This is a genomic window from Enterobacter cloacae complex sp. ECL72 (genome assembly GCF_019056635.1).
Lineage (GTDB): Bacteria > Pseudomonadota > Gammaproteobacteria > Enterobacterales > Enterobacteriaceae > Enterobacter > Enterobacter hormaechei_C.
The window spans coordinates 2143896-2167869 of record NZ_CP077659.1; the positions used below are offsets into that span (position 1 = coordinate 2143896).

The 23974-nt window shown below is 58.4% G+C and carries 17 protein-coding genes and 1 pseudogene; 6 read left to right on the plus strand and 12 right to left on the minus strand.

Annotated features, from left to right (window positions below; genetic code table 11):
* Window positions 1–367: 367 nt before the first annotated feature.
* Window positions 368–1765 (minus strand): NarK family nitrate/nitrite MFS transporter, encoded by a 1398-nt coding sequence (locus tag KTH07_RS10495; protein ID WP_017384245.1) that lies wholly within the window; start codon window positions 1763–1765, stop codon window positions 368–370.
* Window positions 1766–2074: 309 nt separating this feature from the next.
* Between KTH07_RS10495 and narX the strand changes: the two genes are divergently transcribed.
* Together narX and narL are read left to right on the plus strand one after the other, a co-directional pair.
* Window positions 2075–3871: a nitrate/nitrite two-component system sensor histidine kinase NarX gene (narX, locus tag KTH07_RS10500; RefSeq protein WP_063161930.1), complete on the plus strand. Its 1797-nt coding sequence runs from the start codon at window positions 2075–2077 to the stop codon at window positions 3869–3871.
* Complete coding sequence (gene narL, locus KTH07_RS10505) at window positions 3864–4514, plus strand: two-component system response regulator NarL (RefSeq protein ID WP_003856701.1); 651 nt, start codon at window positions 3864–3866, stop codon at window positions 4512–4514. Before narX ends, narL begins: the two co-directional genes overlap by 8 nt.
* A gap of 1 nt (window position 4515) precedes the next feature.
* On the opposite strand, the gene KTH07_RS10510 is transcribed toward narL, so the two are convergent.
* From KTH07_RS10510 to nasR, 7 genes are all read right to left on the minus strand, one after another.
* A complete protein-coding gene (locus KTH07_RS10510) occupies window positions 4516–5934 on the minus strand; it encodes a YchO/YchP family invasin (protein ID WP_017693301.1) in 1419 nt (472 codons plus the stop codon).
* A gap of 174 nt (window positions 5935–6108) precedes the next feature.
* Window positions 6109–8586, minus strand: a complete 2478-nt coding sequence (locus tag KTH07_RS10515) for a nitrate reductase (protein WP_023303853.1) — start codon at window positions 8584–8586, stop codon at window positions 6109–6111.
* The gene (nirB, locus tag KTH07_RS10520) at window positions 8583–12569 is read right to left on the minus strand and encodes a nitrite reductase large subunit NirB (protein ID WP_023303854.1); all 3987 of its coding nucleotides are present in this window, start codon (window positions 12567–12569) and stop codon (window positions 8583–8585) included. Before nirB ends, KTH07_RS10515 begins: the two co-directional genes overlap by 4 nt.
* 12 nt (window positions 12570–12581) lie before the next feature.
* Entirely contained in the window at window positions 12582–13370 is a 789-nt protein-coding gene (locus tag KTH07_RS10525) for an ABC transporter ATP-binding protein (RefSeq protein WP_217310943.1), read from the minus strand.
* 9 nt (window positions 13371–13379) lie between these two features.
* On the minus strand, window positions 13380–14258 hold the full coding sequence (gene ntrB / locus KTH07_RS10530; protein ID WP_017384249.1) for a nitrate ABC transporter permease: 879 nt from the start codon (window positions 14256–14258) through the stop codon (window positions 13380–13382).
* A 2-nt stretch (window positions 14259–14260) separates the two neighbouring features.
* Window positions 14261–15508 carry a CmpA/NrtA family ABC transporter substrate-binding protein gene (locus KTH07_RS10535; protein ID WP_023296759.1) on the minus strand — a complete coding sequence of 416 codons (1248 nt, stop codon included), beginning with the start codon at window positions 15506–15508 and terminating at the stop codon, window positions 14261–14263.
* Between the two features lie 227 nt (window positions 15509–15735).
* On the minus strand, window positions 15736–16908 hold the full coding sequence (gene nasR, locus KTH07_RS10540; protein ID WP_217310945.1) for a nitrate regulatory protein NasR: 1173 nt from the start codon (window positions 16906–16908) through the stop codon (window positions 15736–15738).
* 73 nt (window positions 16909–16981) lie between these two features.
* Between nasR and KTH07_RS10545 the strand changes: the two genes are divergently transcribed.
* The 3 genes and pseudogenes from KTH07_RS10545 (at window position 16982) to KTH07_RS10555 (ending at window position 19661) form a co-directional block, all read left to right on the plus strand.
* Window positions 16982–17335: a DsrE/DsrF/TusD sulfur relay family protein gene (locus tag KTH07_RS10545; RefSeq protein ID WP_017384253.1), complete on the plus strand. Its 354-nt coding sequence runs from the start codon at window positions 16982–16984 to the stop codon at window positions 17333–17335.
* Window positions 17336–17441: 106 nt separating this feature from the next.
* A complete protein-coding gene (locus tag KTH07_RS10550) occupies window positions 17442–19226 on the plus strand; it encodes a methyl-accepting chemotaxis protein (RefSeq protein ID WP_023303857.1) in 1785 nt (594 codons plus the stop codon).
* Window positions 19227–19420: 194 nt separating this feature from the next.
* Window positions 19421–19661: pseudogene (locus KTH07_RS10555) on the plus strand (hypothetical protein).
* Between the two features lie 30 nt (window positions 19662–19691).
* Here KTH07_RS10555 and KTH07_RS10560 read toward each other — a convergent pair.
* Together KTH07_RS10560 and chaB are read right to left on the minus strand one after the other, a co-directional pair.
* Window positions 19692–20387 (minus strand): gamma-glutamylcyclotransferase, encoded by a 696-nt coding sequence (locus KTH07_RS10560; protein WP_017384255.1) that lies wholly within the window; start codon window positions 20385–20387, stop codon window positions 19692–19694.
* 177 nt (window positions 20388–20564) lie between these two features.
* Window positions 20565–20795: a putative cation transport regulator ChaB gene (gene chaB / locus KTH07_RS10565; protein ID WP_032619559.1), complete on the minus strand. Its 231-nt coding sequence runs from the start codon at window positions 20793–20795 to the stop codon at window positions 20565–20567.
* Between the two features lie 268 nt (window positions 20796–21063).
* On the opposite strand from chaB, the gene chaA reads away from it, so the two are divergent.
* Window positions 21064–22164, plus strand: a complete 1101-nt coding sequence (chaA, locus tag KTH07_RS10570) for a sodium-potassium/proton antiporter ChaA (RefSeq protein ID WP_003856672.1) — start codon at window positions 21064–21066, stop codon at window positions 22162–22164.
* 106 nt (window positions 22165–22270) lie between these two features.
* Here chaA and kdsA read toward each other — a convergent pair whose 3' ends face one another.
* Window positions 22271–23125: a 3-deoxy-8-phosphooctulonate synthase gene (kdsA, locus tag KTH07_RS10575; protein ID WP_023303858.1), complete on the minus strand. Its 855-nt coding sequence runs from the start codon at window positions 23123–23125 to the stop codon at window positions 22271–22273.
* A 36-nt stretch (window positions 23126–23161) separates the two neighbouring features.
* Entirely contained in the window at window positions 23162–23971 is an 810-nt protein-coding gene (gene sirB1, locus KTH07_RS10580; protein ID WP_006810913.1) for an invasion regulator SirB1, read from the minus strand.
* Between the last annotated feature and the right edge of the window lie 3 nt (window positions 23972–23974).

Genomic DNA, 23974 nt, shown 5'->3' on the forward strand with positions numbered 1-23974 from the left:
GTGGAGCCTGTGGCTCTCTAAATCGACATTGCTGATTTGCAGCGAAGGTAACGCTATGAAAGATGGTGAGAATTGATAACGATCAAGACGAAGGGGGTCTCTGAAGGGGGGTATTAGATCAAATACCACCAAAGCGGTAGCCGTTAATATTTTTTAACTTTATGATTTATATAGATATATTTTATTTATCGTACAATAGTCGAGGCAAAATTTAACATCTTAGGTATTAAGGGGTAGACACACCTGTAAAGCGATGGCGATCACAGCGTTACCTACGGGTGATCACGGGTAACGTCGATAGTATGTTGTAACTATTCAGTGTTTAAAAAAAGCGCGGCACTCAGGCCGCGCAAACGGATAATCAAGCTTACTTGTTTTTCTTGGTATTACGGCCATATACCAGCCACGTGATGACCACGCAGGCGATATAGAAGACGAGGAATACCTTCATCGCACCCGCCGGAGAGCCGGTCAGATCCAGTGAGATACCGAACGCTTTTGGAATAAAGAAGCCGCCAATCGCGCCAATCGCAGAGATAAACCCAAGCGCCGCAGCGGTATCGGTGGCAGCTTCACGCATTGCCTGCTCGTCGCTCCCGCCCTGCGCTTTCACGCGGTCCATGGTCAGCTTGCGGAAGATGACAGAGATCATCTGAAAAGTAGACGCACTGCCCAGCCCGGCGGTCAGGAACAGCACCATGAAGACGCCGAAGAAGGCAAAGAAGTTACCCCCCTCACCACCCGCAGGCAGCGTCAGGAACAGCAGCGCACAGAAGATGGCCATCACAACAAAGTTCACCAGCGTAACGCGCGTTCCCCCCAGACGGTCGGAGATCATCCCGCCCAGCGAACGTGCCAGCGCGCCGATAAACGGACCGAAGAAGGCAAACTGAAGGATCTGCACGTCCGGGAACTGGGTTTTAGACAGCATGGCAAAGCCTGCGGAGAAACCGATGAACGAGCCGAAGGTCGCCAGATACAGCAGCGCCATCACCCACAGGTGGCCACGCTTCAGCACCGGCAGCTGCTCGCTCAGTGACGCTTTGGACGCGGACAGATCGTTCATGAAGAACCACGCCGCCAGGGTAAAGACCACCAGGAACGGTACCCAAATCCAGGAGGCGTTTTGCAGGAACAGCACGGAACCGTCGGGCTGCGTCACACCGCCGCCGCCAAAGGCCGCAAAGATGGAGACAGAGATCGCCAGCGGGGCAATCAGCTGCATCACGCTCACGCCCATATTACCGAGGCCGCCGTTAATGCCCAGCGCACCACCCTGCTTCGCTTTCGGGAAGAAGAAGCTGATGTTTGCCATACTGGACGCAAAGTTCGCCCCCGCAAAACCGCACAGCAGAGAGATAATCACGAATACGCTAAACGGTGTGGAGGTATCCTGCACCGCAAAACCGAGCCACACGCACGGTACGATCATGATCCCGGTACTGAAAGCCGTCCAGCGACGACCGCCAAAGACCGGCACCATAAACGCGTAAGGAACGCGCAGCAGTGCCCCTGAAAGCGACGGCAACGCGGTCAACATAAACAGCTGATCGGTGGTAAAGGTAAAGCCCACTTTTGGCAGGTTAACCGCAACCGCACTAAACAACATCCAGACGCAAAACGCCAGTAACAGACATGGAACGGAAATCCACAGATTACGACTTGCTACACGGTGGCCGCGCTGTTGCCAGAACGCCGGATCCTCTGGACGCCAGTCTGTAATAACGGCACCAGTTTCCCTTTCGGGAGCGGAAGAGTGACTCATAGACACCTCTGATTCTCGAATGATGCTGCAAACATTAGGGCTTTAGGGCGGCGGTAAGTTGATATAAATCAAAGGAAAAGTGGGAGGTTTTGCGGCGAAAAAAAAGCCATCACTCTTAATGAGTAGATGCAAAACGTAAAAAAGGTGTGGTTTTTCACGGTGCTGACGCATCCCTGCTTCGTCCACCCACTAACCGTTACCCCTCTGGCAATTTAGAGGTAATCCTTTATTGGTATGGGTATACTCCAAGGTATGCACCAGAATAGCGCCATTCCTGCAATCAGGTCACGTCAGGAGCCCGGCAACTCTATGTTAAAAAGATGTTTATCTCCGCTGACGCTGGTTAACCAGCTGGCGCTTATTGTTCTGCTGTCCACCGCTATCGGCGTGACCGGCATGGCTATTTCTGGCTGGCTGGTACAGGGTGTACAGGGTAACGCGCATGCCATCAACGAGGCAGGCTCGCTACGTATGCAGAGTTACCGGCTGCTGGCGTCGGTGCCGCTGACGCAGGCTGACCAACCGCTTATCGACGAAATGGAGCGTACCGCATTCAGCCCTGAACTGGAAAGAGCCGCCATCCGTGACGGTCAGCAATCTCAGCTTAAGGCGCTTCAGGGCTACTGGCATACCCAACTGGAGCCCGGATTAAAGCGGGCGGAAGACCGGGAAACGGTCGCCCGGGATGTCGCCGGGTTTGTATCACGCATCGATCATCTTGTCTCCTCGTTCGATCGCACCACGGAGTTACGCATTGACCGTGTGGTGATGGTTCACCGCGCAATGGCGCTGTTTATGGGTTTGCTGCTGATTTTCACGGTTATCTGGCTGCGCGCGCGGTTGCTTAACCCCTGGAAACAGCTCCTGGCGATGGCCCGCGCCGTCACACAGCGCGATTTTACCCAGCGCACGCACATCAGCGGGCGCAACGAAATGGCGATGCTCGGCGAGGCGCTCAACACCATGTCGGCAGAGCTATCAGAAAGCTACGCGGTACTGGAACAACGCGTCCAGGAGAAAACCGCCGGGCTTGAGCAGAAAAACGAGATCCTCTCTTTCCTCTGGCAGGCAAACCGTCGCCTGCATATGCAGGTCCCGCTTTGCGAACGTCTCTCGCCGGTACTGAACGGCCTGCAAAACCTGACTCTGCTCCACGATCTTGAGCTACGGGTTTACGACGTTGAAGATGAGGAAAACCATCAGGAATTTACCTGTCAGTCGGACATCTCCTGCGACGATAAAGGGTGTCATCTGTGCCCGCGCGGCTTGCCGCCGCTTACCACCAGCGGCACGACCCTCAAGTGGCGGCTGATGGACAGCCATACCCAGTACGGTATTTTGCTGGCCACCCTGCCCGCCGGACGTCACCTGAGCCACGACCAGCAGCAGCTGGTCGATACGCTTGTTGAGCAGCTCACGGCCACGCTGGCGCTCGACCGCCACCAGGAGAAACAGCAGCAGCTGATCGTGATGGAGGAGCGTGCCACCATCGCCCGCGAGCTGCACGACTCCATCGCCCAGTCCCTCTCCTGCATGAAGATGCAGGTGAGCTGCCTGCAAATGCAGGACGAAGGCATGCCCGAGAGCAGCAAACAGCTGCTCAGCCAGATCCGCAACGAGCTTAACACCTCGTGGGTTCAGCTTCGCGAGCTGCTGACCACCTTCCGTTTGCAGCTCACCGAGCCGGGGCTGCGCCCTGCGCTGGAGTCCAGCTGTCAGGAGTTTAGTGCCCGGCTGGGCTTCCCGGTGAAACTGGATTACCAGTTGCCACCGCGTTTTGTTCCCTCTCACCAGACGATCCATTTGCTGCAAATTGCCCGTGAAGCCCTGAGCAACGTGCTCAAGCATGCCGAGGCGACGGCCGTCACGGTCACCGTCAGCTGCCAGGATAATCAGGTGAAGCTCAGGGTTCAGGATAACGGCCGCGGCGTGCCGGAAAATGCCGAACGAACGAACCATTATGGTTTAATTATCATGCGAGACCGCGCGCAAAGCCTGCGCGGTGATTGCCAGGTTCGCCGGGGAGAGTCAGGTGGCACCGAAGTTGTGGTCACCTTTATACCCGAAAAGCCCCTCATAACTGCTCAAGGAGAAAACCATGACTAATCAGGAACCGGCATCTATCCTGTTGATTGACGATCATCCGATGCTGCGCACTGGCGTTAAACAGCTTGTCAGCATGGCGCCAGATATCACCGTCGTCGGGGAAGCCAGTAACGGCGAACAGGGTATTGAACTTGCCGAATCGCTCGATCCTGATTTGATCTTGCTCGATCTCAACATGCCGGGCATGAATGGCCTGGAAACCCTCGACAAGCTGCGGGAGAAATCCCTCTCTGGCCGGGTGGTGGTCTTCAGCGTCTCAAACCATGAAGAAGACGTGGTCACCGCCCTCAAGCGAGGGGCAGACGGCTATCTGCTGAAAGATATGGAGCCGGAAGATCTGCTCAAGGCGCTGCAACAGGCTGCCGCAGGCGAGATGGTGCTGAGTGAAGCGTTAACGCCGGTACTGGCCGCCAGCCTGCGTGCGAACCGCGCCACGTCTGATCGTGACGTCAGCCAGTTGACCCCGCGTGAGCGTGACATTCTGAAGCTGATTGCCCAGGGGCTGCCGAACAAAATGATCGCCCGCCGTCTGGACATCACCGAGAGCACGGTCAAAGTGCATGTCAAACACATGCTGAAAAAAATGAAGTTAAAATCCCGCGTCGAAGCCGCCGTCTGGGTGCATCAGGAGCGCATTTTTTAACTTACTCATCCGGCAGCAACTTCCACCGTGGATCGTCGGCAGGCATTGCGACGAGCGGTTGCACCACGGAAAGCGTGATCTCATTGGAGGAGACACGCTGCCCATCCTTATCTTCCACCACGGCCGTAAGCCGCCATGCGTTTTTCGCCCCTTCTGAATCATCCCATACAGGCATGATCACACTCCAGCCATCGCTGCTGTTGCCGTTTGCCGGTGAGGTCAGGCTGAGCGCCTGGGTATCACCCAGCCAGTGGATCTGCCGGATACCGTGCGTGCTGCGAATTTGCAGCTTCAGCATCACCGTTTCGCCTGGCTTAAGATCCCACGGCGGCGTGGCCAGATATACCGAGAGGGTTTTGCGCTGACGGAATTCCATCACGGGCAGATTATCGCGATCGGGTGAATCATAGCGGCTCCCCCGCAGCGAGCGCGTCGCCGCCACTTCCCCGGCGGAAAGCTGTTTCGCCAGCGGCACGCCAAAACGATAGTTGAGCTTCAGCCCGAGGTTATTCTGGCTAACGCCGCTCTCCCCCTGCTTATGGGCAGCCGTCAGGGTGACCAGCGGTACGGGGGTATAGTTCAGCCCCAGGTTGACCGCAACCGGGTTGTGATACCCCGTACCGCTGTTAAACAGATCGACGTTATCGCCAAAATACTGTTCAAAGCTGACGCTGGTGTTCAGGTGGTGAAACCAGGGAAGCCAGGCTTTGGCCGTTACGTCGTACCCGCGCGCCATGCGCTGCTCGCGGATGTCGGAACGCGGCTGCCAGCCAGCGAACGGCTGGTAGTAATTGGCCGACAGGCGCAGGTTTTCACCCCACGCCTCTGCGCCCAGCCCGGCACGTTGCAGGTTGTCTTCCAGCAGGTTGTCGTAAAAAGTGTTGTAGCCCAGCAGCCAGTTTCCGGCAACCCAGCGCTGACCTGCCCCGACGTTACTCACCAGCCCGTCTGTCTGCTGCGTCAGCCCAAGCTGGCTCCAGCTCAGATAGCGGGTGTTGTCGTTCCAGGGGATAAACCAGTTTCCGCTGCTGCCGTTAAAGTTGCCGTCGTCATCCACCAGCACATTGACGTTGGCGTTTCCCCAAGGTGAAAGCCAGGATTCAATCTGCTCGTTGACTTCCCCGCTCACGGCATCCCGCACCTTGCCAAACGCGAACTGTCGCGCCTGCTGCCCGGCCGTCAGGCCGTTATCGGTCATACTGGCTTCACCGAAGGCCTTAGCCATTTCAGCCAGATGCTTTTCGCCTTCGCTGGTCGGTTGCGCCATGCCGAGATCTGGCAGACTATCGCCGTTGTTATCAAACGGATTTTGCGCCTGCTGCACGAAGGATTTCGGCGCACCATGAACGGCTCCAGCCGTAAAAAGGGGGAGTAACAGCAAAAAACGGATGCGGGACGATACAGCCTTCAACGTCGTCAATCAGAACCTGTGTTTATGAACAAACACTTATTATGTTAACGCCATAAGCCCTGAAAACCAGTCTTAAGAGAAATTTCAGGAATATCCTGAAAAGATTTGTCGGGTGGCGTCTTCGCCTTACCCGACCTACAAATTCGTACCGGTGCGAAGCCGCCACCCGACGCCCTTACACTATTATCCCAACAGCGCTTTCAGCTCCGGCACGCAGGAACCACAGTTCGTGCCGCAGCGCAGCTTCACGCCCAGCGCTGGGGCAGAATCACAGCCTCCGGCTATTGCCTTACGTATCGTATTTTCACCCACGCTGAAGCAGCTACAGATAATTCGCCCGGGATCGGCATCTTCGTCCGGCCGTTGCCCGTGCAGCAGCGCATGGCGTTCAGCAAGTTGGACGGGCGCAGCAGCAAAGGCTTCTTCAATAAACGCATGCGCCAGCGCCGGCAGCGTATGGCCCTCCCAGTAGCCCAGCATCAGCTCACCGTGATGCCAGGCGAGCACGCTGCTGCGTTCTCCCGTCTGTGCCACTTGTAACTGCCAGCCCCGACCGCTGGCGTACGCCATGATCCACGACAGCAACGGCTGCTCCCCCGCCACCGTCAGACGTGAGGCTTTACGCCACCAGCAGACCGACGGCGGCAGCGCTGGCAGCTCGCGGGCATACAGTTCACCCTGCCAGGCGGGTAGCCAGGGTATGATCCTCACCGCGGTTTGTTTACTCTCCGGCTGGCCGGACCCGGCATCAACCCGCCCTTCCACCAGCGCATTGACCTTACCCTGTCGGGCAAATTGCGCGTTCCAGTGCATCGGCGCAAACAGCTCGCCTGCACGCTGCGCGGTGGAGATACGTACTCTGGCAACCATCACTCCGCGCGGGGAACTTACCCGCGCCAGCTGGCCGTCAGTCAGCCCAGCGCGCGCCGCATCGGTTGCGTTCGTCTCAACAAAAGGCTCATCGATATGCTGCATCAGGCGCGGAACATACCCCGTGCGGGTCATGGTGTGCCACTGATCGCGGATCCGCCCGGTATTCAGTATCAAGGGGTACAATTCGTCGACGCCTGCCCCATGCGGGGAGGGGTCAACCGGAACAAGCGTTCTTTGCGGGAAATCACCGGCATGCCACTGATACGGCGCCAGCTCATCCCACGCCTCTCGCGACAGCGACGCCAGTTCGCGCAGGTTTAGCGCCCGTTCGCCGTTATTCTCAAACGCCGTCAGCGCCGCATGTTCACAAAATATCTCCTGAGGGTGTTCCCAGGCGAAGGCATCGCCATAACCGAGCTGGTCTGCGATCCGGGCGATGATCCACCAGTCCGGTCTGGCCTCGCCCGGCGCAGGCAGAAAGGCGCGCTGGCGGGAGATACGGCGTTCTGAATTGGTCACCGTGCCGTTTTTCTCGCCCCAGCCCAGGGCGGGAAAACGGATATGGGCAAACCGGCTGGTGTCCGTCTCCTGCATCACCTCAGATACCATGACCAGCGGGCAGGCCGCCAGCGCCTGGCACACCGCGTGGCTGTCGGGAAGTGACACGGCAGGGTTGGTGCCCATGATCCACACCGCCTTCACCTCGCCGCGGGCAATGGCGTCAAACAGTTCCACCGCCATCAGGCCCGGGGTCTGCGCCAGCCGTTCCGTTCCCCAGAAACGCGCCACGCGCGCGAGATCGTCCGGCTCGAAGTTCATGTGCGCCGCCAGCTGATTCGCCAGTCCCCCCACTTCCCGCCCGCCCATGGCATTTGGTTGTCCGGTCAGCGAAAACGGGCCGCAGCCAGGACGGTTGAACTTTCCGCTGGCAAGATGCACGTTAATGATGGCGTTGCACTTGTCGCTGCCGCTGGAGGACTGGTTGATCCCCATGGTGTAGAGCGTGATCGCGCGTGGCGCGGTGACAAACCAGTCGTAGAAGGTGCCAATCTCGTCTGAAGGCAGATCGCAAAACGCCGCCACGCGAGGGATCGGCCACTCGCCGCGCCCCTGAATCAGATTGAGCAACCCCACAAACAGCCCGGCGTCACTGCCGGGTCTGAGCGCGAGGTGGAGATCGGCGATATCGCAGGTGGCGGTTTTACGCGGATCGATCACGACCACTTTCATCTGCGGATTGTTGTGTTTTGCCTGCACCAGCCGCTGATACAGCACCGGATGCGTCCAGGCCGCGTTCGAGCCAACGAGTACCACCAGATCGCTGTTTTCCACGTCCTCGTAGCTGCACGGCACCACGTCCTCACCGAAGGCGCGTTTGTAGCCCACCACCGCCGATGACATGCACAGCCGCGAGTTGGTATCAATGTTCGCCGCCCCGATAAAGCCTTTCATCAGCTTGTTGGCGGCATAGTAATCCTCGGTCAACAGCTGGCCGGAGGCATAAAACGCCACCGCCTGCGGCCCCCATTCGTTGATAATGTTCCGCAGCCGCTCGCCCGCTTCGCCCAGCGCCTGCGGCCATGCCACCTCCCGGCCATCGACAACCGGGCGCAGCAGTCGTCCCTGTAGCCCCGTGGTTTCCCCAAGGGCGGATCCTTTTACGCACAGACGACCGAAATTCGCCGGATGAGTTTCATCCCCCCGAATGCTCACCTTTTCACCGTCTGCGCTGGCGACCACGCCGCAGCCCACCCCGCAGTAAGGGCACGTTGTCCGGGTTTCCGTCATGAGGCCTCCGCGCGCATCACCAGCTCTTCATTTCCAACCCACACCTTGCCGTTTTCAATTTTTACCGGCCAGGCACGCACCGCAGGCGCCCCGCTCTCAGCCTGACACCCGTCGCGCAGACGAATACGTTGCTTGTAGAGCGGCGAGATCACCACCGGTTCCCCCGCCGCATCGCCGAGGATGCCGCGTGAGAGCACGTTCGCGCGGCTGCCCGGCTCCCGATCGTCGAGGGCATAAACGGTTTTGCCAAAGCGGAACAGCGCAATCGGTTTGCGCCCAAGATGCGCGCCAATGCCCGCCTGCTCCGGGATCTCGTCGATATTACAAATTTCCTGCCAGCGCTTGTTCTCCTCCGCGGCGGGGACGTTCACCGCGGTGCGGAACAGCGCCAGGCGGTCAGGATCGTTAAGGGTGGTTTGCCATTCGCACTGGTAAGTCTCCACCACCCGGGCCATCTCCTGCTCCAGCTCGTGGGCGATCCCCAGGCTGTCGTTGAGGATCACCTCGCGCAGATAGTCGAGGCCGCCTTCCAGGTTATCCATCCAGGTACTGGTGCGTTGCAGACGATCTGCCGTGCGAATGTAGAACATCAGGAAACGGTCAACGGTGCGGATCAGCGTTTCGTCGTCCAGATCGCTGGCGAAGAGATTCGCGTGGCGCGGCTTCATCCCGCCGTTGCCGCACAGATAGAGGTTCCAGCCTTTGTCCGTGGCAATCACCCCTACGTCTTTGCTCTGCGCCTCTGCGCACTCACGGGTACAGCCGGAGACCGCCATTTTGATTTTGTGCGGCGCGCGCAGCCCCTTGTAGCGGTGCTCCAGCCTGACCGCGAGGCCGGTGGAATCCTGCACGCCGTAGCGGCACCAGGTCGACCCGACGCAGGATTTCACCGTGCGCAGGGATTTCCCGTAAGCATGTCCGGTCTCAAACCCGGCCTCTACCAGCGCCTGCCAGATTTCAGGCAACTGCTCGAGCGTGGCGCCAAACAGGTCAATACGCTGCCCGCCGGTAATTTTGCTGTAAAGGCTATAGCGTTTCGCGATCTGGCCGATGGCGATCAGCCCGTCGGCGGTCACTTCACCCGCAGGCATCCGCGGGACGATGGAGTAGGTTCCGTCCTTCTGAATATTGGCGAAATAGCGGTCGTTGGTGTCCTGCAACGGCAGATGCGCCGGTTTCAGCAGATACTCGTTCCAGCAGGAAGCCAATACCGACCCCACCAGCGGCTTACAGATCTCGCATCCGTGCCCCTGACCGTAGCGGCTGATAAGCTGGTCGAAGGTGCGGATATGGTTGACGCGCACCAGGTGGTAAATCTCCTGACGCGAGTACGGGAAGTGTTCGCAGATATCTTTCTTCACCTCCACGCCCTGCTCCGCAAGCTGGAACTCCATCACCTGCTTCACCAGCGCGCTACAGCCTCCGCAGCCGGTCGCCGCTTTGGTGCACTGCTTAATGGCGCCGATATCCGTCGCACCCGCGCTTACCGCCTGGCAGATATCCCCTTTGCTGACGTTATGACACGAACAGATCTGCGCGCTTTCCGGCAGCGCCGCCACGCCCAGCGCTTTCGGCGCGCCGCCTGACGACGCGGGTAAGATCAGCGTTTCCGGTTCTTTTGGCAGGCTGATGCCGTTGAGCATCATCTGCACCAGCGTGGCGTATTCGCTGGCATCGCCCACCAGCACGCCACCCAGCAGGGTTTTGCTGTCGTGGCTGACCACAATCTTTTTGTAGATTTGCTGCGGCCCGTGCGTCCACTGGTAGCTCAGCGCCCCCGGCGTGCGCCCGTGGGCATCGCCAAACGACGCCACATCCACGCCCAGCAACTTGAGTTTGGTACTCATATCCGCGCCGGTGAAGCGCTTCTCCTCACCCGCCAGCACAGCGGCGGCCACGCGCGCCATCTGGTAGCCTGGTGCCACCAGGCCAAAGATTTTCCCCTCCCACAGCGCGCATTCGCCGATGGCAAGCACGTCCTGATCGGAGGTCCGGCAGCCGTCGTCAATGCAGATCCCGCCGCGCTCGCCGACAGCCAGCCCGCTGCTGCGCGCCAGCGCGTCCTGCGGCCGAATACCGGCAGAGAAGACCACCATGTCCGTTTCCAGCTGCTCGCCATCGGCAAAGCGCAGCACCAGCCCGTTGTCTGCGGTGGCAATCTCCGTCGTCGATTTACTGGTGTGTACTCCTACGCCCAGCGCCTCAATTTTCTTGCGCAGCATTGCCGCGCCGTCGCTGTCGAGCTGCACCGCCATCAGGTTCGGCGCAAACTCCACCACGTGAGTTTCCAGCCCGAGCTGCTTAAGCGCATTTGCCGCCTCCAGCCCCAGCAGGCCGCCGCCAATCACCACACCGCGGCGAGAGCCTGCCGCATGGGCCGCAATGTTGTCCAGATCGTCGAGGGTGCGGTAGACAAAACACCCCGGCAGATCGTTGCCCGGAACGGGCGGGACGAACGGGTACGAGCCGGTCGCCAGCACCAGTTTGTCCCAGTGGGTCTCATGGCCACTGGCGGTGCGCACTACGTGTGCATCACGATCGATAGCGACGATCTGCTGCGAGAGGCGCAGCTCAATGCCGTTATCGGCAAAGAACGCCCCCGCCACCAGCGAGAGCGAGTCCGCGCTGCGTCCGCCAAAATATTCCGACAGATGCACGCGGTCATAGGCGGCATAGCGCTCTTCGCCAAAAACAATAATCTGATACTGCTGATGCAAATTGCGGTTAACGCAGTCTTCGAGGAAATGATGGCCGACCATACCGTGCCCAACCACCACCAGAGTAGGTTTTGTCATAGCGTTCTGTCCTGCAACCTGCGGTTGCGTTGTGAAACGATCGAACAGCCAGTCCGCGTGGGCGGGCGCAGCCGTTGCCAGTAAATCGGTAAAGGTTGCCGCGCTGCGGCAGTCACCCATCAGCAGCACGCCAGCCAGCGCCCCCTGATGGATCAGTAAACGTCGATAGTGACGGGTGAGCGGATCCCATGAACTCCAGACCACATCGTCCGCCTGCGCCGTCGCGCGTCCGAGGCTGAACAGCGCCACGCCGGTCACCTTAAGGCGCACGCCGTTGTCGGTCAGGGTAAACGGCGCGGTGACCTCCCCGGCCAGCCGCGCGGCAAGAATATCCGCCTGCGCCAGACAGGGGGCGACCAGGCCAAACGTCTGGCCGTCAATTTCGCAGCACTCGCCGATGGCGTAGGTATCCGGCACGGAGGTTTGCATCTGCTGATCCACCACGATGCCGCGCGCGCAGCGAATGCCGCTGGCTTTTGCCAGCGCAACGTTGGGCTGCACGCCCGTGGCCAGCACCACGCGCGTGGCGGCGATGCGGCGTCCGTCGAGCAACGTCACGGCATCGTCAGCGATGGCGGTGATGCCGGAGGCGAGTTCACAGCGTACGCCCCGCACCGCCAGCGCCTCTTCCAGCAGCAGTCCCGCCTGCTGATCCAGCTGCTGTTCCATCAGCCACGGACCGCGATGCACGAGCGTGACGTTGTCACCGTTGCGCGCCAGCGCTGCCGCGGCCTCCACGCCGAGTACGCCGCCGCCCAGCACTACCGCCGGTCCGGAGAGGTTCCGGATGGCGCGGGTCTCTGCCAGGGTGCGAAAGGTGAACACATGCGGCGCATCGCCCCCGGGGATCGGCGGCACGACAGGGGTAGACCCGGTGGCAAACACCAGCGCATCCCAGCCCAGCGTGCGAGCAGAGGTATGCACTTCACGCGCGTTGACGTCTACTGCGAGCGCCTTTTCTCCTCGCAGCACCGTCACGCCTCGTGCCGTGTACCAGTCTTCATCGTGCAGACAGATGTGCTCCGCCTGCTTTTCGCCACCCAGCACCGGCGAAAGCTGGATGCGGTTGTACGCCTGCTCCGGCTCGTCACCGATGACGGTGACAGCGAAACGACCGGGAACACGCCCGGTGAGCGACGCAATCAGCCGGGCTGCCGCCATACCATTACCGATAATGACCAGTCGCATCGTGCCCCCTCATTACGCCGCTTTCGGCTGTTTTTCGTAGAGGAAATGGAGGATCTGCTGGCGCATGTGGTGATAGCGGCTGTCGTCCGCCAGCTGCACCCGGTTGCGCGGGCGCGGCAGATCGACGCGCAGGATCTCACCCACGGTGGCCGCCGGGCCGTTGGTCATCATCAGTACGCGGTCAGAGAGCAGTACCGCCTCGTCCACGTCGTGTGTGATGAGCACGATGGTGGTGTTCAGCGCCTGCTGGATCTGCATCACCGAATCCTGAAGATGGGCACGCGTCAACGCATCGAGCGCGCCAAACGGCTCATCCATCAGCAGCACTTTCGGCTTCATCGCCAGCGCCCGGGCAATCCCGACGCGCTGCTTCATGCCGCCGGAGATCTCCCCTTGGCGCTTATGCAGCGCGTGGCCCATCTGCACCCGGTCGAGGTTGTGTTCAATCCACGCTTTGCGCTCGGCCTTACTCATGGTGTGACGGAAGACCTGATCCACCGCCAGCGCCACGTTGTCGAAGCAGGTTAACCACGGCAGCAGCGAATGGTTCTGGAACACCACCGCGCGCTCTGGCCCCGGCCCGGCGATTTCGCGGTTGTCGCAAATCAGCCCGCCTTCCGTCGGCAGCGTGATCCCGGCGATCAGGTTTAACAGCGTCGACTTGCCGCAGCCGGAGTGACCAATCAGACTGACGGTTTCGCCCTCGTGGATATCAAAAGAGACGTTTTGCAGCGCCAGAAACTCGCCGCTGGCGGTGGAAAAACGCTGGCTCACGGCCTGGACCTGAATTAACGGTTTCATCTTCACTCCTTATTTTTCCTGCCAGCTAAAGCGACGGGCGATCAGCATCAGCCCCTGCTCCAGCAGCAACCCGACCACGCCAATGATGACGATGGCGATGAGAATGTTTTCGACGTTGAGGTTGTTCCACTCATTCCAGATCCAGAATCCAATGCCTAAACCTCCGGTGAGCATCTCGGCGGCGACAATCACCAGCCAGGCAATGCCAATGGAAAGACGTACCCCGGTCAGCACCGCAGGCAGCACGGCGGGGAAAAGAATGCGGCGCATGATGGTCCACTCTGAGAGTTGCAACACCCGGGCCACGTTGAGGTAGTCCTGCGGAATACGGCGTACCCCTTCAGCGGTGTTGATCACCATCGGCCAGATGGAGCAGATAAAAATGGTCCAGCTCGATGCAGGCTCCGCTTTCTGGAACAGCAGCAGGCCGATAGGCAGCCAGGCCAGCGGGCTGACCGGACGCAGGAGCGCGATCAGCGGGTTGAACATGCGCGAGAAAAAGGTGAAGCGGCCAATCAAAAAGCCCAGCGGAATGCCCGCCATCGCCGCCAGACCGAAGCCGATGGCGACGCGCTGCAACGACGCCAGCACGTTCCAGCCAATGCCCATATCGTTTGGCCCGTCGCGATAAAACGGATCGGCAAACAGGGTCATGGCCGAATCGAGCGTGCTGAGCGGCGTCGGAAAGCCTTTACTGTTTATCGCTGCCAGCTGCCAGAGCACCACCAGCAGGCCGAGACCGAGCAGCGCCGGGATGACGCGCTGTAAAAAATCATTCATCCGACGCGTAAACGCTGGCGCACGACGGCGAACCTGTAGCGGAGGCAGGACAATCACTTCCCCGCTCTCTGACGTCTCTTGTGGTTTTGTATTTTGCAGATGCTGCATACTCAGGCCCCTTTACGGTGAATGGCGAAGCGGTTGGCGTACCCTTCCGGATCGGTGCCGTTCCAGACGGTGCCGTCCATCAGGGTGCTGCTGCGATATGGTGATGACGGTGTGGACATGCCGCCCACGGCGGTCGCGGCATCCTGCCAGACCGCGGTCTGGTTAATGCGCTGTGCAATGCCCGCGTAATCCGGCGCGGCGTTGAGCAAGCCCCAGCGGCGGAACTGGGTTAAGAACCACATCCCGTCTGAGAGATACGGGTAGCTCACGGCACCCTCGTTGAAGAAACGGATCGGGTGCGCATCCTGCCAGCGCTGACCGACCCCGTTGTCGTACTCGCCAAGCATACGTCCGGTGAGATACTGTTCCTTGCAGTTGAGCCAGGCGCGGCGCGAGAGGATCTGCGCGGTTTCGCGTTTGTTTTCCGCTGACGCCTCGATCCAGCGCGCGGCTTCCATCACGGCGCTCACCAGCGCCCGTGCGGTGTGCGGATTTTTCGCCACCCAGTCGCGTCGGGTACCGAGGATCTTTTCCGGGTGATCGGCCCAGATGGACTGCGACGTGGCGGCGGTAAATCCGATGCGGTCGTTAATCGCCCGCGCGTTCCACGGCTCGCCAACGCAAAACCCGACCATGTTGCCAATGCGCATGTTCATCACCATCTGCGGCGGCGGCACCACCACGGTGCGCACGTCGTCAAACGGGTTAATCCCCGCGCTGGCCAGCCAGTAGTAGAGCCACATGGCGTGCGTTCCCGTCGGGAAGGTATGCGCGAAGGTGTAGGTTCCCGGCGCCTGCTGCGCAATCAGCTTTTTCAGCCCGTCGAGGTCACGAACGCCCTTCTCCGCCAGATCGCTGGAGAGCGTAATGGCCTGACCGTTCTGGTTGAGGGTCATCAGGTTCGCCATCTGCTGCGGCTTGCCCGCGATACCCAGCTCCAGACCGTACAGCAGGCCGTAAAGAATGTGCGCGGCGTCCAGTTCGCCCGCCACCAGCTTGTCGCGCACCGCCGCCCAGCTCGCCTCTTTGGTCGGCACAATAGTAATGCCGTGTTTTTTATCGAACCCCTTCAGGGCCGCGATAACCACGGGCGCGCAGTCGGTCAGGGGGATAAACCCGATACGCACGGTATCCTGCTCCGGCTTATCTGACCCCGCCGCCCATGCGGCCTGCATGACACCCGGCAACAGCATCGCACCACTCGCCAGCATGCTGGCCTGCAATAACCGCCGTCTCGACAAATCCGCCATAATTGCTCCTGAAAAAAGGCAAAAAAAAGCGCCCGACGGTGCTGAAGCACCGGTGGACGCCTTTATCCCGAAGACGCATGCACCGCCGTTGGCGCATCGTCGAAAATGGTTAATCTGTTAATGCAAAGGTAATGCCAGCTTTTCATCCCCGGCGTTACGGGGTTTATGCAAGAAGAGCGCTGTATTACGCACCTCAATCAGGCACAAAATGCCCACTGACTGTGCAACTACTCCCCAGAGGGTATCTTCCACAAATTTTTCACCGTAAGCAGCGCACGGGCGATATCCACCATGCGTTGGTTTTTATCCATAGCCATTTTGCGCAGGGCGGTCCACGCCTGCTCCTCGCTCATGTTCTGGTGCGTAATCAGCACGCTTTTGGCTTTGTCGATGGTCTTACGCTCCTCCAGCGTGTCGCGCAGGGAAGCAAGCTGACGGGAGAGTTGCTCAATTTCACGCGCCTGCTGGCGCACCAACGGCAGCAGCGGTCTGTCAGGAAATCGCGCCAGGATATCGTCGTGCTCATCGTCTGCGTGCAGGTTTTCGCTATAGCGGCGCTCCTCAACTGCCGTCATCAGATCGGCAATTGCCACCTCCTCCAGCGTGCGCAGGTGCTCAAGGCGCGCGGTTTGCAGGGCAAACCATTTGAGGGCGGTATCGCCGTTATCTGCCGGAGGCTGGCGGGTGCACGCTTCACGCCTGAGTTTTTCAGTCTCCAGACCCGGCAGGCAGTTGAGGGTAAATGACTCCTGCACGTCTGGAGTGCAATGGGAGATAAAAACCTCAAAGCAGGCCTGCTGGCCATCAATGCGATCCACCAGCCGCTGGCGGGTTTCATCGTCAAAGAATCCCTGGGTGAAACCAATAGCCCCCAGCGCCCGCTCTTGTCCCACAAGTTCTTTGCCCTGCATCAGGCTGTAAAGGGCCACAAATCGGCCCGCGATGTGCGGATCGTCAATGCTGTCGCTGAGTTGGGGTACGATACTGAGCAAATGACGCAGTATGCGGCTGTAATGTTCCATCGCCTGCGGCGCGGTGACGCGTTGACCTGTAACGCCATCACGCAGCGCCGTTAGCGTCTCAAGGCCGTGCAGTGCGCTGGCAATACGTTCGCACAGGGCGCTGCCAGGCAGCGGTTCGTTAAACAGACGGTGCAATGCGGCGAGGTTTTCATCCACCAGGGCCCTGCTGGCCTTGCATTCAGGCGCGTACAATTTGCCCTGCGAGCAGAGCCAGACATTTGACGCACCGCGCTCGCACTGTAGCATATGCACCAGTCGACTGATGCCGTTCACCAGTGCGCCCAGCTGCGCCAGTCTGCCGAGCTGTTCCTCGCGCAACATTCTCGCACGCTGGAACCATTCGGTTGCGCCAGGGGAACTGCCAGCCACTATCGTCATCGTTTCTCTCCCCGATACGTATTCTTCGGTACGAGAAGCAATATTCGTGCCTTTTCAAAGAACAGGAGTCAACATGCAGAAGATTGTGATCGTCGCCAACGGTGCGGCCTACGGCAGTGAATCCCTTTTTAACAGCCTGCGCCTGGCAATCGCGCTGCGCGATAAGGAGAGTGAGCTGGAGCTGCGCCTCTTTTTGATGTCCGATGCCGTCACGGCCGGGCTGAAGGGGCAGAAACCCGCAGAGGGCTACAACATTCAACAAATGCTGGAGATCCTGACCGCGCAAAACGTTGCGGTCAAACTGTGCAAAACCTGTACCGACGGGCGCGGCATTACCGGGCTACCGCTGATTGATGGCGTGGAAATTGGCACGCTGGTGGAGCTGGCTGAATGGACGCTTTCCGCCGATAAAGTATTAACTTTTTAATAATAACCCGATAAAAATATTATTTTCTTATGGACGCGGTTTCAGCATCAAGTTTACCTGCACCGTTGCCGATAGGCATGGAAACAACACAGCAGGTATTACACTTATGTTCAGATCCATTCGCGCCCGCATCATTGCCGCGACGACAGGCTGTCTGGTCGTCGCCCTTCTTCTTAATACCATTATTAACTTTCAGGTCACGCGCCAGGATAATCAGCAGTCGCAGCGCGATATTCTGACCAGCACCAGCGCCAGCCACAACATGGCGATTGCCGACTGGGTGAACAGCAAAATGACCGTCATCACCTCGGCGCAGCCGGTCGCGCTCAGCGACGATCCGGTTCCGGTGTTTAAACAGCTTGCGCTGGCGGGTGGATTCACCAACGTCTACGTGGGTTATGCCAGCAAAACGGCTAAATTTTCTGACCCAACCGGGGTACCCGCAGATTACGATCCCACCCTTCGCCCGTGGTATCAGCAGGCCGTCAGCGCTGATGGCCCGGTAGTGACTGCACCCTATGTGGACGCGGGCACCGGGAAACTGGTGGTGACGTTCGCGGTACCCGTTAAAGAGCAAGGTGCCCTGAAAGCGGTGGTGGCGGGCGATGTGGCAATGGACAGCGTGGTAGCTAACGTGCGCGGTATTCACCCGACCCCGGCCAGCAGCGGACTGCTTCTGGACAGCAACGGCACCGTTATTGCCGGCAGCGATCCTGCGCTGACGCTTAAGCCTTTTACGGAGACGATCAAAGGGACCGATTTTGCCGCCCTGAAAAGCGGCAACCTGATTGACGGAACGTTTAACGGACGCGAAAAAACGTTCCTGGCCACCGCCGTACCGGGGACGCACTGGCTGCTGGTTGTGGCGCTCGATAACAGCGATGCCACCGCCGGGATGCGGTCATTGCTGAAAGCATCTGCACTATCTCTGGCGATCCTTGCCCTGCTGAGCGGAGCCCTCATGCACCTCCTGATTGCCCGCCTGCTTAAGCGGCTGTCCGGTATCCGTGACGCGATGAACAACATTGCCAACGGTACTAACGATCTGTCGCAGCGTCTGCCGGATAAGGGGGGCGATGAAGTGGCGCAAATCGCGCAGGCGTTTAACGCCTTCAGCGATAAGCTTTCTGTGGTGATGGTTCAGCTGCGTGATGCCAGCGCCTCAGTGAAAAACGCCGCGCATGAGATTGCGGCAGGTAATCAGGATCTTTCCGGGCGTACCGAGCAGGCGGCATCAAGCCTTCGCGAAACCGCCAGCGCCGTGGAAGAGATCACGGCCTCCGTTACGCAGTCAAACGAGTCGGCAGCAGAAGCGAACGAACAGGCGAGCAAGGCCTCTGCCGCCGCATCCCGCGGCGGCGACGTCGTCGCTCAGGCCATCAGCACCATGCAGTCCATCGAACTGGCTTCCGCGAAAATCGGCGATATCACCAGCGTCATTGACGGCATCGCCTTCCAGACCAATATTCTGGCGCTTAACGCCTCGGTGGAAGCGGCGCGTGCCGGGGAGCAAGGCCGTGGGTTCGCGGTCGTTGCGGGGGAAGTACGTAACCTGGCCAGCCGCAGTGCTCAGGCGGCGAAGGAGATCAAATCCCTTATTGATTCCACCACCGAAAGCGTTGCAACCGGCTCCCGGTTTGTGCACCTTGCGGGCGACAGCATGGATGAGATCCGCGCCAGCGTCGGGAGCGTGTCAGGCATTATGCGTGAAATATCCATTGCCACCCGCGAGCAGATGAAAGGGATCCATGAGATTAACCACGCGGTGACTCACCTGGATCGCATGGTGCAGCAGAACGCCGAACTTGTTGTACAGTCTGCTGCTGCGGCCAGCGCGCTGCAAAGCCAGGCAGGCGACCTTGCTGAGACCGCTGGCCATTTCCGCATATAATTTTTCCCGGGCGCGCGTTAAGCAGGGTAAACGCGCGTCCGCTGAAAGGTTTCAGGGATTTTGTCATTTTTGTTTAATCGTTGCGCCATTTTTTGATCGAAATCAGCATCCCACCCCTGCCCCTTTGGTGTTATGCAATGAGTAAATTGTGAACAACATCACGCTCGGGATGGGCAAAAACGACGGGGTATAAAATGGCACGAGTTAAAACGAGTCTGAAACTGTTTGGCGGGGATACGGTAGTGGTGCGTTGCTCAGAGCGTTGCCGCATCCATCTGATGAGTACAAAAGGACAGAAGCAATCGCAGGCAGATATCCTTACCGTCCAGGACGATAAGGCCTGGCTGACGGTGCCTTACACCGGCACCCTGGGATGTGCTGATCGACAGCCACAGCCAGTCGCTCGAACATTCCGTAAGTTACGTGGCGGCATAACCGTAAACGCCCGGTCAGCCGGGCGTATTATCAGGCAAAACCCGGCCGCAGCGTATTGCTGAGCGGGTTCCCTTCCAGCAGCGCTTTCACCTTCACCACCAGCTCACTCAGACAGTCGTCCTGCATACCGAGACGCGTCAGCTCCTGATCGAGCGAGAAAAGGTACTGGGCGTTAGTGCCCAGCGGTCCGCTGGCGGCGGCAATCAGCGGGGCAATCACCTGGGTTCGGGTATCGGCTTCATACAGCGGGTGGCGCGGATCCATAATGAACACCAGCGCGTTGACGGTGCGCCCGTCATCCAGTTCCAGCTTGCACCAGCTGGGCATATAGCAGCCCGTGATCATCTCGCGCTTCCACAGCAGCGTCAGCTCATCTTCCAGCGTGGTATCCGGCAGCCGGTATGCCACGCCCGTGGTGCGCCCGCCCTCTTTTAGTGCAAGCATGCGGCCAGGCTGACAGGCGCTGCCACGTCCGGCGGTCAGGCGCAAACAAAAGGCGCGGTGCCACCCAGGCAGCGTTCCGGTTGCTGATTCAACAAATTCGAGCGCCGGGTTCCACATCAGCGAGCCGTAACCAAAGATCCAGACCGGGCCATCATCCGGGCGGCAGGCCAGCGTTGCCGCAAGCGACGCCGCACGTTGTTCAGCCGACCACAGAAGCGATTCCTCAATAGCACCAAATGCCGTCTTACAATCTGCCTTCATCAAGAAATCACGCGTTAACACATTCCACCTCCGCCACTGCATGCTTCCTTGCGACATCTGTAATTCGCCTTCCCGGCATTCTGTGCTGTTCATTTTAACAGCAGTTGAGCAACGATAAGCAATTCGCGGGCCAGATGCAATACAGCGGCAGGTCAACCGCCTGAAATGTCAAAATGGAGGCAGCGTGTTATTTGGCGGCTATTTCTTTTTGTGCCATTTATCATCGTCCCCTTTCTCATAGTCATTTTTCACGGCGGCCCAGGCCACCTTATGCGCCGTCTCTTCACGGCTGGCATCGTCCCGGCGATCTTCTTTATCTTTGTACTGATCCCAGGCGCTGTTAAAGGCTCCTTTGTAGATATCCTGGGCGTGGGCAGGCAATACGTTTTGCACGTTATCCGGTAATTCGCTTTTCGATTTGTATGGCATCGTTAACCTCTCTTTTGGCTAAAAGATAAGTGTGGACGACGATACGCGAGGGTGCCACTCGACAGAAAGAAATGAACAATATAAAAATGTAATTCATTGTTATTAAACTAATATTTAACAGAGATAAGGCATTATAAGCCTCAGACATAAAAATTATAATAAAGGGTAAAATTAAGTAAAAAATACAGGGTATTTAACAGATTTCTGTTAATTTAATACCTTTAAAATCTATCTATAATTACAAGCACCTGCATTGTTGGAGAAACACATGACAGCAACACACGAGGCGGTAAAAACCCGCCACAAGGAGACCTCTCTCATTTTCCCGGTTCTGGCACTGGCTGTGCTGCTCTTCTGGGGAAGCAGTCAGTCATTGCCAGTGGTTGTGGGGATCAATATTCTGGCTCTGGTGGGTATTTTAACCAGTGCATTTAGCGTGGTACGCCATGCGGATGTGTTAGCCCACCGTCTTGGAGAGCCGTATGGGTCATTAATTTTAAGCCTTTCGGTTGTGATTCTTGAAGTCAGTTTAATTTCCGCATTAATGGCCACCGGCGACGCCGCGCCAACGCTAATGCGCGATACGCTCTACTCCATCATTATGATTGTTACCGGCGGCCTGGTCGGTTTTTCACTTTTATTAGGTGGTCGCAAATTTGCCACCCAGTACATGAACCTCTTTGGCATTAAACAGTACCTGATCGCCCTGTTCCCGCTGGCGATTATTGTGCTGGTATTTCCGATGGCGCTGCCGGGTGCAAATTTCACCACCGGCCAGGCGCTGCTGGTGGCGCTGATTTCCGCGGCGATGTACGGCGTGTTCCTGCTGATCCAGACCAAAACGCACCAGAGCCTGTTTGTTTACGAGCATGAAGACGACGGCGACGACGATGACCCGCATCACGGTAAGCCGTCGGCGCACAGCAGCGCGTGGCATACGGTTTGGCTGATCGTGCATCTGATTGCCGTTATTGCGGTCACCAAGATGAATGCGAACCCGCTGGAGGCGCTATTAACTGAACTGAACGCGCCGGTCGCCTTTACCGGTTTCCTGGTGGCCCTGTTGATCCTGTCGCCAGAAGGCCTGGGAGCGCTGAAAGCGGTGCTCAATAATCAGGTGCAGCGGGCGATGAATCTGTTCTTCGGCTCCGTTCTGGCGACCATCTCCCTTACCGTTCCGGTGGTGACGTTGATTGCCTTTATGACGGGAAATGAATTGCAGTTTGCGCTGGGTGCGCCAGAGATGATTGTGATGGTGGCATCCTTGCTGCTGTGCCAGATATCCTTCTCCACCGGCCGCACCAATGTGCTGAACGGCGCGGCGCATATGGCGCTGTTTATTGCGTATCTGATGACGATATTTGCGTAATTTTTTTGCCGGGTGGCGCTACGCTTACCCGGCCTACGAAACCCGTAGGCTCGCGCAAGCGTAGCGCCGCCGGGCAAAGAAAAACCCGCCGAAGCGGGTTTTTTTATTAGTTGCTGGTATCCAGCTCGTCGAAGCTCTTCACCAGATCGTCAATCGCTTTGATCTGTTTCAGGAACGGCTCCAGCTTCTCCAGCGGCAGCGCGGATGGACCGTCGCATTTCGCGTTAGCCGGATCCGGGTGCGCTTCAATGAACAGACCCGCCAGGCCGGTTGCCATACCGGCGCGCGCCAGTTCGGTCACCTGCGCACGACGCCCGCCAGACGCGGCGCCAAACGGGTCGCGGCATTGCAGGGAGTGGGTCACGTCGAAAATCACCGGAGACTGGTTAGAGACGTTCTTCATCACGCTGAAGCCCAGCATATCTACAACCAGGTTGTCATAACCGAAGTTTGAACCACGGTCGCAGAGGATCACCTGGTCGTTACCGCCTTCGATAAACTTGTCGACGATGTTACCCATCTGGCCAGGGCTCACGAACTGCGGTTTTTTCACGTTAATCACGGCACCGGTTTTCGCCATCGCTTCTACCAGGTCAGTCTGGCGAGCGAGGAACGCCGGAAGCTGAATCACGTCTACCACATCAGCCACGGGCTGTGCCTGAGACGCTTCGTGCACGTCGGTGATCACTTTCACGCCAAACGTCTGTTTCAGCTCCTGGAAAATCTTCATCCCCTCTTCCAGGCCCGGGCCACGGTAGGAGTGAATGGAGGAGCGGTTGGCTTTGTCAAAAGAGGCTTTAAACACGTACGGGATGCCCAGCTTTTGGGTCACGGTCACGTAGTGTTCGCAGATGCGCATAGCGAGATCGCGGGATTCCAGAACGTTCATACCGCCAAACAGCACGAACGGCAGGTCGTTTGCCACGTTGATATCACCAATGCTAACCACTTTTTGTTTCATAGGATCGCCTTATTCAGGTGTGAATCGGAATTAAGATTAATGCAGTGTAATGTGTTTATGCGCGATCGCGTTAATCTGCGCGCGGATCATCTCGCTGATCGGGTCTTCCGGACATTGCTCGACGAAATAATTCAAATCATTCAGCGCCACGTGCTCGCAGTCGAGCTGCGCATAAATCAGGCCGCGGTCGCGGATTTCGTACGGATCTTCCGGATTGAACTGCAACAGCACTTCGCTTGCGCGCAGAGCCAGCTCCATCTGACGCTCTTCCATCAGCGCAGACTTCAGCGTATCCAGGAGCTTACGGATCACTTCGGCGTTATCGGCTTCATCGAGATCTTCATTGAACAGCTCAGCTATCGGGCTGATGTTGCCTTTCAGCCAGACGTCCAGCGTATGCTCATCCAGCGTGTCGCCGTTAAACGGATTGATTAACCACATCTCACCGTCCAGCCACTCCGCCCGCAAAATCATCTGCGTCGGGAAAATGACCGGCACCAGTGGAATATCCAGCTCGTGCGCAACCCACAGTAAAATGGCGCCCAACGCGACGGCGCTGCCCTGACGATTTTTCAACACCTGGTCCAGCCACAGTGCGTCAGACAGGCGGTACACGCCTCGCGTGTCGCAGAAACCCCATTCGCCGTAGAAAAGCTCAATCAGCTTCTCTAATTGCCAGTCCTGCGGACGTGCCTGATTGATCTCTTCGCGCGCCAGGCTGACCAGATTCTCCAGTTCAGCGTAAACGTACTGTGACGTAAAATCGTCGCGGATCATCTCTGAAATCAGGATCATACCATCGCAGAGCGGCACTTTGTTAAATTCGAAATCGGCTAAGGACCTCATGAC